The organism is Tomitella biformata AHU 1821 (genome assembly GCF_000524475.1).
Taxonomy (GTDB): Bacteria; Actinomycetota; Actinomycetes; order Mycobacteriales; family Mycobacteriaceae; genus Tomitella; species Tomitella biformata.
Map to the genome: position 1 here is coordinate 85,459 of NZ_BAVQ01000006.1, position 11,613 is coordinate 97,071.

At 67.0% G+C, this 11,613-nt stretch carries 8 protein-coding genes; 2 read left to right on the top strand and 6 right to left on the bottom strand.

Annotation, left to right across the window (positions count from 1 at the left end; genetic code table 11):
* Positions 1-298: 298 nt before the first annotated feature.
* Together TBIF_RS04455 and TBIF_RS04460 are read right to left on the bottom strand one after the other, a co-directional pair.
* The gene (locus tag TBIF_RS04455; protein WP_038169758.1) at positions 299-1,237 is read right to left on the bottom strand and encodes a formylglycine-generating enzyme family protein; all 939 of its coding nucleotides are present in this window, start codon (positions 1,235-1,237) and stop codon (positions 299-301) included.
* A complete protein-coding gene (locus TBIF_RS04460; RefSeq protein ID WP_158506313.1) occupies positions 1,234-1,842 on the bottom strand; it encodes a TetR/AcrR family transcriptional regulator in 609 nt (202 codons plus the stop codon). Before TBIF_RS04460 ends, TBIF_RS04455 begins: the two co-directional genes overlap by 4 nt.
* 77 nt (positions 1,843-1,919) lie before the next feature.
* On the opposite strand from TBIF_RS04460, the gene TBIF_RS04465 reads away from it, so the two are divergent.
* Entirely contained in the window at positions 1,920-4,268 is a 2,349-nt protein-coding gene (locus tag TBIF_RS04465) for a sulfatase-like hydrolase/transferase (RefSeq protein WP_024793664.1), read from the top strand.
* Between the two features lie 260 nt (positions 4,269-4,528).
* Positions 4,529-6,187, top strand: a complete 1,659-nt coding sequence (locus TBIF_RS22835) for a class I adenylate-forming enzyme family protein (protein ID WP_051461347.1) — start codon at positions 4,529-4,531, stop codon at positions 6,185-6,187.
* A 7-nt stretch (positions 6,188-6,194) separates the two neighbouring features.
* On the opposite strand, the gene TBIF_RS04475 is transcribed toward TBIF_RS22835, so the two are convergent.
* From TBIF_RS04475 to TBIF_RS04490, 4 genes are all read right to left on the bottom strand, one after another.
* The gene (locus TBIF_RS04475) at positions 6,195-7,088 is read right to left on the bottom strand and encodes a LysR family transcriptional regulator (protein ID WP_024793665.1); all 894 of its coding nucleotides are present in this window, start codon (positions 7,086-7,088) and stop codon (positions 6,195-6,197) included.
* A gap of 1 nt (position 7,089) precedes the next feature.
* Entirely contained in the window at positions 7,090-7,965 is an 876-nt protein-coding gene (locus tag TBIF_RS04480) for a LysR family transcriptional regulator (protein WP_024793666.1), read from the bottom strand.
* Positions 7,966-8,063: 98 nt separating this feature from the next.
* Positions 8,064-9,650 carry an ABC transporter substrate-binding protein gene (locus tag TBIF_RS04485; protein ID WP_051461348.1) on the bottom strand — a complete coding sequence of 529 codons (1,587 nt, stop codon included), beginning with the start codon at positions 9,648-9,650 and terminating at the stop codon, positions 8,064-8,066.
* 165 nt (positions 9,651-9,815) lie between these two features.
* Entirely contained in the window at positions 9,816-11,417 is a 1,602-nt protein-coding gene (locus tag TBIF_RS04490; RefSeq protein ID WP_024793668.1) for an ABC transporter substrate-binding protein, read from the bottom strand.
* Positions 11,418-11,613 lie beyond the last annotated feature (196 nt).

Sequence of the window (11,613 nt, forward strand, 5' to 3'; positions counted from 1 at the left end):
TGGGGAAACGTCCGAATAGCTCCGTCAGGATTTTCACGAGCGGGCACCCGACCTGCAATTATTGTGGAGGAACGGCCCAAACCCCCCGTTGGTGAAGGCTGACCGGCCGCCACCACCCGCGCCACCTGGGCTTTTCCGGCGACACCTAATTCGAGGCTCGTCCACCGGGGGATTTACGGTGTCCGACGCTCCCGATTGAGGTGTTACGGGCGTTGTCTGCCCGCGCAACGTAGGCCCGCGGCAGGACTATTGGCAGAGCCACACTCGGAGCGGACGACGACGAAATGGCCTAGCCGCGTTAGGCGTCGTTCGCGCAGCGGAACCCGAGGTTGGCCGAGGCCGAGTCGGGGGTGTTCGAGGAGCGGGCGGCGACGCGGTAGCGGTTGCAGTACGAGTCGTGGCACAGGAAGGACCCGCCGCGCATGACCCGGCTCTCGCCCTCGTCCGGCCCGGCCGGGTTTTGCCGCGGCGAGCGCTGGTAGTAGGCGGGGTCGAAGCGGTCCGCGCACCACTCCCACACATTGCCGGCCATGTTGTAGAGCCCGAAACCGTTGGGGCGGTAGGTCTTCACAGGCGCGGTGGTGAGGTAGCCGTCGTCCTCGGTGTTCACGTGCGGGAACTCGCCCTGCCAGATATTGCAGCGCCACTGCCCGCGTGGGGTGAGCTCGTCGCCCCAGGCGTAGCGCTTGCCGACGAGGCCGCCGCGCGCGGCGCACTCCCACTCGGCCTCCGTGGGCAGGCGCTTGCCGGCCCACGAGGCGTAGGCCTGCGCGTCGTGCCAGGACACGTGCGTGACGGGGTGGTTCTGACAGTCGCCGATACCCGAGAGCGGGCCCTCCGGATGCTTCCAGTCCGCACCGCGCACGGTCAGCCACCAGGGCGTGGAGTCGAGCCGGTTGAGCACGTCTGCGGGTTCGGCGGCCACGGCGAGGTGGAAGACGGCGGAGCTGCCGTAGCGCTCGGACTCGGTGACGTAGCTGGTGGCCTTGGCGAACTTTGCGAACGCGCTGTTGGTGACGGCGGTGGCGTCGATGTGGAACGGGGCGAGCTCGACGGCGTGCACGGGGACCTCGCCGTCGGCGGGATAGCCCTCGTTGAAGTGGTCGCCCATCGCGAAGACTCCGCCCGGGATCAGGACCTGGCCCTTGGTGCTGCGCGGCGAGTCGAAGGCGGCCGGTTGGCTGGCATCGGAGCCGGGGGTGCGGGTGGACCCGGCGCAGCAGGGGGACTGGGTCATTGGGTGGGCCTCTCGTCGTCGACCAGCTCTGCCAGCAGGTCCGCCATCCGGGCCTCGACTGTTGGCCGGTCGGCATCGTCGATGTCGAACGCTGACAGTATCTCCCGGTTGAAGATCGACCATCCCCACAGCACAGTGAGGGCGGCCATGAGGCGCAGATCGTGGTCGGGATCTTGCGGAGACAGGGCGCGGACCCGCGCGATATTGCGATGCTGGGCCCCGGCGAGGGGGCTGGGCGCGGTCCCGTCGCCCTCCAGGGCCAGCCAGGCGATGGTCCGCACGAAGTCGGTGTTGCCGGTGGCCCCGAGGAACATCTGGCGGATGGCGTCGGGCACGGTGCCGTCGTCCTCGAGGGCCCGAGCGCTGCGATCGAGGGTGTCGGAGATGACCTCGTCGACTAGTTGGTCCTTGCGGCCGAAGTGGCGGTGGATAAGCCCCACGTTGACGCGGGCGGTCGCCGCGATATCGCGCAGCGAGCCGCGGGTGCCCTCGCGGGCGAAGTGCTGGCGGGCCGCCCGCAGGATCGACCGGCGGACCTCGTCGCGCCCCTGAGGCTTCGAGTCTTGGGGCTTCGAGTCTTGGGGTTTCACTGAATCGGATTCCACTTCACGAAGTGTAGTCGAGCGGCTACATTTGATCGGTGTAGCCAACCGGCTACGGTCTGTATGGCGGGAGCGCAGCAGTGGTCAACCGGTATTCCATCCCCATCGCCCAGGAGCCGTCGAAGGTCTCCGCGGCCTTCGACTATCGGACGCAGAACCCGCAGTTCAGCCGGCCGGCGAAGATCCGCCCGCCCGCGGGCGCCCCCAACGTGCTGCTGGTGATGATCGACGACGTGGGCTTCGGCGCCGCGTCCGCCTTCGGCGGCCCATGCCGCACCCCCACCGCGGAGCGACTCGCGGCGGACGGCCTCAAGTACTCGCGCTTCCACACCACCGCGCTGTGCTCGCCGACCCGCTCCGCGACGCTGACCGGCCGCAACCACCACAGCGTCGGCTTCGGCGTCATCGCCGAGCAGGCCGGCACCGCCCCCGGCTACAACGGCACCCGGCCCGACTCCGCCGCGACCATCGCCCGCGTGCTGCAGGGCAACGGCTATGCCACCGGCGCGTTCGGCAAGATGCACCAGACCCCGCCGTGGGAGATCACCCCCGCCGGGCCGTTCGACCGCTGGCCGCTGCGCGAGGGCTTTGAGAAGTTCTACGGCTTCCTCGGCGCGGAGTCGGACCAGTTCGAGCCGGTGCTGGTCGACGGATTCAAGGTCATCGACCCGCCGAAGACGCCCGACGAGGGCTACCACATGACCGAGGACCTCGTGGACCAGACGCTGAACTGGGTCGAGGGCGTCAAGACGATGGACCCGGAGAAGCCCTGGTTTGCGTACGTCCCGTTCGGCGCCTGCCACGCGCCGCTGCAGATCCCGGACCGCTACCTGGACAAGTACCGCGGCGAATTCGACCACGGCTGGGACCGCCAGCGCGAGATCACCCTCGAGCGCCAGATCGAGCTGGGCGTCGTCGGGCCGGACACCGTCCTCGCCCCGTGGGCGCCGGGCCTGCCGCACTGGGACGAGCTCGACGAGGACCAGAAGACGGTCTCCGCCCGGCTCATGGAGGTCTACGCGGCGTTCCTCGAGCACACCGACGACGAGGTCGGCCGCCTGGTCGACACCCTCGAATCGCGTGGCGAGCTGGAGAACACGCTGATCGTCTACATGATCGGCGACAACGGGGCCTCCGCAGAGGGCGGCATGGAGGGCGCGTTCAACTACCTGGCCGGGCTCAACGGCTATAAGAGCACAACGGCCGAGGTGCTCGAGCGCTTCGACGAGATCGGCACCCCGTCGAGCTACGTGCACTACCCGGCCTCGTGGGCGATGGCCCTGGACACCCCGTACCAGTGGGCCAAGCAGGTCGCCTCGCACTATGGCGGCACCCGCAACGGCCTGATCATGCACTGGCCCAAGGGAATCACGGAGACCGGCGCGGTGCGCGACCAGTGGCACCACTGCATCGACATCACCCCGACGATCCTCGAGGCGGCCGGCATCCCCGCGCCGCACACGGTCGACGGCGTCGCGCAGCAGCCGATCGAGGGCGTCGCGATGAACTACACGTTCAACGACGCCGAGGCCGCGGACCGCCACACCACCCAGTACTTCGAGATCTTCGGCAACCGCGGCATCTATGACCACGGCTGGACCGCCGTGACCGCGCACCGCCCGCCGTGGCTGATGGCGACCCCGGGGGTGATGCTGCCGGACATGGACAAGGACGTCTGGGAACTCTATGACACGACGGTGGACTGGTCGCAGGCGGAGAACCTCGCCGACCTGTACCCGGACAAGCTCGCCGAGCTCAAAGACAAGTTCCTCATGGAGGCGGCGAAGCACCAGGTCCTGCCGCTCGACGACCGCACCGTCGACCGCTTCCCCAACGAGGAGTCGCGGCCTCCGCACCCCATGCGCGGTCGCACGCGGATGAAGTTCTACCCGCACATGGATGGGCTGAACGAGAAGGCGGCACCGAGCTTCTTTAGCCGCTCGTTCTCGCTGACCGCGCGGATCGCCGGCGATTGCAGCGCGGCCAGCGGCGTCATCGCGAGCATTGGCGGGCGCTTCGGCGGCCTGTCGTTCTACCTGCTCGACGGAAAGCCGGTGTACTGCTACAACTTCAGCGGCGGCGGGGTCACCCACCTCCGCGCCGAGCAGCCGATCCCCGCGGACGCGCAGGTCCTCGCGGTCGACTTCGACTACGACGGCAAGGGCTTCGGCAGGGGCGGCTCCGTGCGGATCTCGGTCGACGGCGCGGTCGTGGCGGAGGGCCGGGTCGAGGAGACCGCCCGCGGCATCTTCAGCATGAACGAGCAGTTCGACATCGGCCGCAACCGGGGCAGCGCCGTCTCGCCGGACTACCAGGGCAAGGGCGCGTTCGCGTTTAGCGGCAAGCTCGAATCCGTGGAGGTGGACCTGCCTGCGGCGGAGGACATCTCGGCTGCGGAGCGGGCGCGGATCGAGATGGCCACGCACTAGCAATCCATAGGCAATCCATAGGCCAGCCATGGCCGCCTATGGCCATCTATAGCCGCCGAGAACGACGAAGTTGACGCGAAAACGCTAGATCCGCGTCAACTTCGTCGTTCTCGAGGCAGCCAGGAGAAGGCAGCCAGGTTCCACAACTCGGCGGCCTATAGGAAACCTCGTCCAATGACTTCGCCATCTGCTCATTGATTCCACCACCCCGCGCCCAGTTCAATGGAAGCCGGCTAGGACGGGCGACGACGGGATGAATCATGCTGACCACGAGGACCGACTTTCTGGCCGGGACCATCGACTACCCCGACCTCACGACTGCCACGCTGCCGGCTACGGCCGCTCGCCTGTACGGGGATCGGCACGCCTTCGTCTTCGGCGACAAGGCGCTGACGTATGCCGAGTTCGGGACGCAGAGCGGACGCTTCGCCGCTGCGCTGCGCGCGTCGGGCATTGGCCGCGGCGACATCGTGCTGATGCATATGGCCAACGGGATTGAGTTCGTCGTCGCCTATTACGGCACGCTGCGATCCGGTGCGACGGTGTCGCTGGTTAATCCGCTGCAGCCGGCCGAGGGCCTGCACAGCCAGTTGCTCGACACCGCCGCGCGGGCGGTGGTGACGCAGGCTGCCCAGGCCCCGATCGCGCTGGCTGCCGTCGCGGGCACGGCTGCGGAGCTGGTGATCGTCGATGCGCCGGGCGGCCTGGACCCTAATGCCGGCGCGTCGGCCGTCGAGTTTTGGGACTTCACCGGGTCCGCGGCCGAGGAGTACACCTGCACCGACCTGTGCGGTGACGACATCGCGCACGTCTCGTACACCGGCGGCACCACGGGCATCCCGAAAGGCGTGCGGGTGCTGCACCGCAACGTGCTGGCGAACGTGGCCCAGACGATGATGGCGCGCACCGGACACCAAATTCTGCGCCGCGCGGACGGGCAATTCGGGTTCAGTGAGGACGTGCGCCCGGGGTCCTGGGAGATGGGCCTGGGCGAGGACGTCGGCATCGTGGTCTCGCCGCTCTTCCACGTGCACGCGTTGGTCCTCTTGAACTCGTCGCTGTTGTCCGGGGTGACGAGCGTGTTCACCGGCAGGTTCGCGCCCGCGGTGATGCTGGAGCTCATCGAGCGGCATCGGGTCACCGCCATTAGCGGCAGCCCCGCGATGTGGCATGCGTTGGCGGCGCATCCGGATGCGCGGACGCGGGATCTGTCGTCGGTGCGGGTGATCACGTCCGGCGCGGCGCCGCTGGACCTGCCGACCGCCGAGTCCCTGCGAGCGATGTTCCAGTCGGCCCAGGTGGGCGAGGGGTACGGGATGACGGAGGCCACCGCGGTGGTGACTGTGCCGCCGATGACGGGACGGTATCCCGTCAAGGATGGCAGTGTCGGCGTGCCGCTGTTCGATACCGAGGTCCAGGTCCGGGCGTTGGACGGCTCAGGCGCGGTGCTCGCAGCCAATGAGCGCGGCACGCTGTGGGTGCACGGGCCGCAGGTCGCCGACGGCTACTTGAACAAGCCGGAGGCGACGGCGGCGCAGTTCGTCGACGGCTGGCTCGACACCGGCGACGTGGGCCACGTCGACGAGGACGGCTTCGTGTTCATCTCCGACCGCATCAAGGACATGCTGCTCTATAAGGGATACAACGTGTATCCGCGGGAGATCGAGGACATCCTCGTCACCCACCCCGGGGTGGACGCAGCAGCGGTGGTGGGGCGATCCTCGCCGGAGGTGGGCGAGGAGCCGGTGGGCTTCGTCGTCCCGGTGGCCGGATCCGCAGTCTCAGAGCAGGAGCTGATGGAATTCGTCGCCGCCCGCGTGCTGCCATACCAGAAGCTGCGGGACGTGGTCTTCCTTGAGCAGCTGCCGGTCACCGCGACAGGCAAGATTAGCAAGGTGGCGCTGCGCGGGCGGCTGTGACGGGTCCCTAGTTCAGATCCGGATCCAGGCGCTCCCGCACCACCGCCAGGAAGGCCCGTGCCACCGGGGATAGCAGGTCCGGATCGAAGGTGAGGCCGACGGCGCGGTTCAGGACGGGGATGGTGGGGCGGACGACGCAGCCGTTGGTGAGGGCCTCGGCGGCCGCGCGCTCCACGACCGTGCCGCCGACGCCCGCCGCGACAAATGGCAGTAGCGCCTCACGATGCTCCACCACCGCCGCCAGGTGCGGGATGTTTCCCATTCTCTGCACCTCCTGCTGGATCCGCTCGGAGAGCACGGTGGAGTCGTTGGGAACCCACAGCATGGGGATGTCGGGAAGCTGGGACAGCGTGATCGGCCCCGGTGGGAGGTCGGTGCCCGGCGGATACACCAGCCGAAGCTCATGCAGTGCCAGGGTGATCGACTGCAGCGGGTCGGCGGCGGACAACGGGAGATGGCTGAGGTAGAACTCGCAATGTCCGTCCCGGATCAGATCGACAACCTGGTCTGCATCCTGAAACTCCTTGATCCGCACCAGCACCGAGGGATGGGACTCGCGGAAGTCGGTGAGCGCCGCCGCCAGAGCGCTCAGCCCGAGAAGCGGGAAGATCATGATGTCGAGTTGGCCCACCAGCGCGCTGGTGGGCGAGGAGGTCAGGGTGTTCTTCGCCGCGATCGCGTCGCGCAGGATTTGTCGGGCCGGTCCCACCAGAGTGTGGCCGGCGGAGGACAGGACCATGCCACGGCCGACCCGGTGGAACAGCTGCAGTCCAAGGGACCGCTCCATCGTCCGGATCGACGTGGAGATCGTGGGCGGGGTGACGCCGAGTGCGGTTGCCGCCCCGGCCATTCCGGCGTGGTCGACGATCGCCAGAAAGTACTGGAGCTGCCGCAGGTCCATGTCAGCAGTCGTCCTTCGCCGTCGTGATGAAGTGGATGAACGCCGCGGCTGCGGGCGACCACGGCGCTTTGCGGGTGACCAGCGCGACCTCTCGGTAGGCGGGCGGATCCATCGCGCGAGCGACGACGCCCGCTAACTGGCCGTCGGCCACTGCCCGCGAGAGGATGGTGGCGCCGGCGCCATGACGCACTAGATCCCATGTCAGCGTCGGCTGAACGCAATCAATAATGACGTTGGATGCGTTCTCCGCTAACAGGTTTGGGCTATCGTGAATGCCCATCACGGCGTCGACGTCTATGATCAGTGGGACGTCTTGGACGTCCGCGCGCGGTACCGGATCCGGCAATGCGGCGGCTAGACCCGGGGGCAATGCGAGGACGAGCTCCTGGCATCGCAGCGAAAATGACTGCAGCGGTGGATGATCCACGATCGGTCGAGTGATGCCGACCTCGGCCACGCCGGTGCGGAGAGCCTCGAGGACCCCATCTGGGCCGTTGACGTCGATGACATGCATCAGCACGCCGGGGAAGCGCGCTTTGAACAAGCGGACCAATTCCACCGTCGGGTCGATGGAGAACGTCGAGTAGGTCGCGATCTCCAGCCGGCCGGTGCGTAGTTCGCGGACGGACTCCACCCTGGCGCGTGCGGAGTCGAGGTCGGCGAGCAGCCGCCGGGCGGTCGCGTCGAACTCCCGGCCCGCCGCGGTGAGCTCGAGGCGACGGCCCGCTCTCTCGAATAGCGGTGCGCCAAGGCTCTTCTCAAGTGTGCGGATGGCCTGGGAGAGCGAGGGCTGCGCGATGAACAACGCGTTCGCGGCAGCCGTCACACTGCCATGGTCGACTACCGCGATGAAATAGGAGATGGAATGCAGTTCCATCCATCGAGCATAGTGTGGGCGCCTGGGTGATCGCCGCGAAAGCGGGCGAGCCCGACGAGGGGCCGCCCGCTTTCGCGTCGAAATTAATCATTCAGGGTCTATTCGATCCACGCCTTATCGAAGAGCACGATGCCATCTTGGCTGGGCACGACGCCGTGCACATTGTTGGTCCAGGGCACGAAGTTGGTGCCCGCGCCCCACGCCAGGATGGGCGCCTTCTCGTTGACCTCGGTCTGCACGGCGGCGAGTGCCGTGCGCTTCTCATCGTCGGTGATCGCTGATTTCACATCTTCGAGCAACTGGTCCATCTTGGGGTCCGCGTACCCACCGGAGTTGGTGCTGGACGTGCTATTCAAGATCGAGAACAGCCGGCCGAAAGGTGCGGCGTCAGGGACCGGGGTGCCGGAGAGCGCCAGATCGAAATCGTAGGTGACGAACAAGGTCTTGAGCAGGTCGGTGAAGTTGGCGACGTACTCGATGTCGGCGGTGAACCCGGCGGACTGCAGCATGGACTGCTCGACCAAGGCCATCGCCTGTGAGGCGGGGACCTGCGCGCTGACGATCTTGATGTGGGTGTCGAGGCCCTCGGCCTGCACCTCTTCGACGAGCGCTCTCGCCTCATCGAGATTCGGCGTGATGCCGGCAACGTCGTTGTGCCACTTGGACCAATCGAGGAACATTGCGGTGCCCGGGATTCCCTTGCCATCGCGGCCACGCTCGTTCATGACGTCCGGATCGATAGCCAGCGCCATAGCCTTGCGAACGCGGACATCGGCGCCGGGATGGCCCTCTCGGCTGTTGACGGCGCCGAAGTCCATCATGCTGTCGGTCTCGATGTAGCCGGGGAAGTCCGCCTTGGCGGTGTCGACGGAATCGGCGTTGCGCAGGTACGCCATGTGGATGCCGCCGGCCTTCATCGCGTCGATCTTGGGCTGATCGCCCAGTATGTCGACGAACTTGAGCTCGGCGAGGTGTGGTGCGCCGTTCCAATAGTCAGCGCGGGCAGTGAGGAGCAGTTCCGTGCCGGGGGTAAGTTTCGTGAGGGTGAACGGGCCGGCGCCGATGGGGGTGAACGCGTTGTCCGGGCCGTCGGAGCTGGGCGCGACGATCATGCCGTACCCGAAGCTCAGCTGCGAGGGGAACTCGGGCCACGGTTGCTTCAGCGTGTAGACGACAGTGGAGGGATCGGTGGCCTCGACGGACTGGACGCCGGCCTGGAACACCTCGCTGCCGCTGCCCCTGTTCTGGTTGTATCGATTGGTGCTGGAGACCACCGCGTCCGCGTTCAGTTCCGTGCCGTCGCTGAACTTGATGCCGTCGCGCAGCTTCAGGGTCCAGCTCAGGTGGTCGTCGCTCGAAGTGAACGATTCCGCGAGCTGGGGGACGTACTTTTCCGTGCCGCTATCCCAGCGCATCAGCACATCGTAGATAGCGGCCATCTGGCTGCCGCCGGACGCGCCCGCGGCAATTGTCCTGGTCGGGTCGAGGCTCGCCACGGGGGCGAACGGGGCGAAGCTCAAGGTGCCGCCATCGACGGGGCTGCCGCCCGCGGGCTGATCGCCGATAATGCCCACTGTGCCGGGAGACGTGGTCGCGCCGCCACTGCCGTCGTCTGAACCGCTGGAACTGCTGCTGGCGCAGCCGGCGAGCAGCGCTGCGCTGGCCATCATCGCGATAGTGGCCATGGCGAGTTGTCTGCGTGGAATCGAACGTGGCATCAATTACCTCCAGATCAGGTGTGCAGCAGGACGTCTGGCGGTGCTGCGGGCTGCATCTGATCGTGCCATGGATGATGTGATGCCGGTCATAGGAAATTACTCAGGCATTGTTTTTTGTGGGGAATTGCCAAGCTAGGAGATCCACGCCTTCTCGAACAGGATCATGCAGTCCATCGTCGGCACCATGCCGTGGACATTGTCGGTCCAGGCAACGAAGTTGGGGCCCGCGCCGTACGCCAGCAGCGGAGCCTTCTCAGTGAGCTCCACCTGCAGGTCTGCGATCGCCTCGCGCTTGGCGTCGTCGTCGGTCGCGGATTGAACATTGGCCAGCAGCGCGTCGAGGCCCGCGTCCTTATATCCGCCCACGTTGTTGGACGACGTGCTATTCAGCGCGCTGTAAAAGCGGAGGAACGGCGCCGCGTCCGAGATGCTGAGGGCACCATAGCCGATGTCGAAGTCATGATCGACGTACAGCTTCTTGACCATGTCGGTCACGGTGGGCGAGTAGTCGATGGTGACCTCGAGGCCGACGGCCCCGAGCATGGACTGCACCGCCAGGGCCTGCTGCTGGGAGGCCTGGTCCTGCACGCTCACATAGTTCAGCTTGCCGTCGAACCCGTCGGACTTGGCTTCGGCGACCAGAGCCTTGGCCTGCTCGAGGTCGAGGTTGACGGCAGGCGTCGTGGCGTCATGCCACTTCGACCACTCCTGGAACAGCAGAGTCCCGGGCATGCCCTGGCCTTCCTTCGCGCGCTGGTTCAACACCTCGGGATCGATGCTGAGCTGGATGGCCTTGCGCAGGCGCACGTCCGAACCGGGGCGGCCCTCGCGGCTGTTGATCTGACCCAGGTCCGCCATGCTGAGCGTCTCGATATAGCCCGGAAACTGGGTTCGGGCGGAGTTGACGGTGGCCGCGTTGCGCAGGAACGCCATCTGGATACCGCCGGATTTGAGGGCGTCGATCTTGGGCTGCTCGTCCTTGATGGTCACGAATTTGAGACCGTCCAGGTGCGGCGCGCCGTTCCAGTAGTCCGACCGGGCTTTGAGCGAGAGCTCGCCGGGGACCAGGTTCTCCAGTGTGAACGCGCCCGCGCCGATCGGGGTGAACTGCTCGCCAGCGTCGGCTGCGGCGCCGACGATCATGCCGTGGCCGAAGGTCAGCATGGCGGGGAACTCAGTCCACGGCTGGTTGAGGGTATAGACGACGGTGGAGCGGTCGGTGGCCTCGACGGACTGGACGCCAGCCTGGAACACCTCGTTGTTGGGTCCGCGGAGCTCATTGAAGCGGCTGGTGCTGGCGACGACCGCGTCGGCGTCGAGCGGAGTGCCATCGCTGAAGGTGACGTCGTCGCGCAGCTTCAGGGTCCAGACGAGGTGGTCTCCGCTCTCCGTGAGGGACTTCGCGAGCTGCGGGTGATATGTCTCCGTCTGTGCGTCATATCGGAGCAGCACGTCGTACACCGCCGCCATCTCGGTGCCGCCGGTGGTGCCGGCCGGCTGTGTCTTGGTGGGGTCAAGGCTGGCGACCGGCGAATAGGACGCGAAGCGCAGAGTGCCCCCGCTGACTGGTTGGCCGCCGTCAGCTTGGTCGCCGACGATGCCGACCGTGCTGGGGTCCGTTGCCCCGCCGCTATGTGAACCGGCCGTGCCGCTCGCGCAGCCCGTCAGCAGTAGCCCGCTGACTGTGGCCGCGACGGCAATGGAGCCAATGCGGTGTCGACTCGATCGTGACATTCAAGATCCTCCAGCTCGTCTCGGCGGCGGCGGGACTCGCCCGCCGCACACGCCGCCATGAAGGCGCCCCGTGGCGCCATCGTGGTGAGCATGTGATGCAAGGCACAGGAGGTGTGGGTGATTTCCGCCTAGCGGCAAGGTTTCGCCCGGCGCGGGTCGAATCCGACTGTGCCTGCGGAACGGCGAAGGCGGGTGC

Bases quoted from the DNA above. Each gene is read 5' to 3' on its own strand.
- TBIF_RS04475 (WP_024793665.1), bottom strand. From the start codon at position 7,088: ATGGACCTGCGGCAGCTCCAGTACTTTCTGGCGATCGTCGACCACGCC.
- TBIF_RS04490 (WP_024793668.1), bottom strand. From the start codon at position 11,417: ATGTCACGATCGAGTCGACACCGCATTGGCTCCATTGCCGTCGCGGCC.
- TBIF_RS04480 (WP_024793666.1), bottom strand. From the start codon at position 7,965: ATGGAACTGCATTCCATCTCCTATTTCATCGCGGTAGTCGACCATGGC.
- TBIF_RS04485 (WP_051461348.1), bottom strand. From the start codon at position 9,650: ATGGCCACTATCGCGATGATGGCCAGCGCAGCGCTGCTCGCCGGCTGC.
- TBIF_RS22835 (WP_051461347.1), top strand. From the start codon at position 4,529: ATGCTGACCACGAGGACCGACTTTCTGGCCGGGACCATCGACTACCCC.
- TBIF_RS04455 (WP_038169758.1), bottom strand. From the start codon at position 1,237: ATGACCCAGTCCCCCTGCTGCGCCGGGTCCACCCGCACCCCCGGCTCC.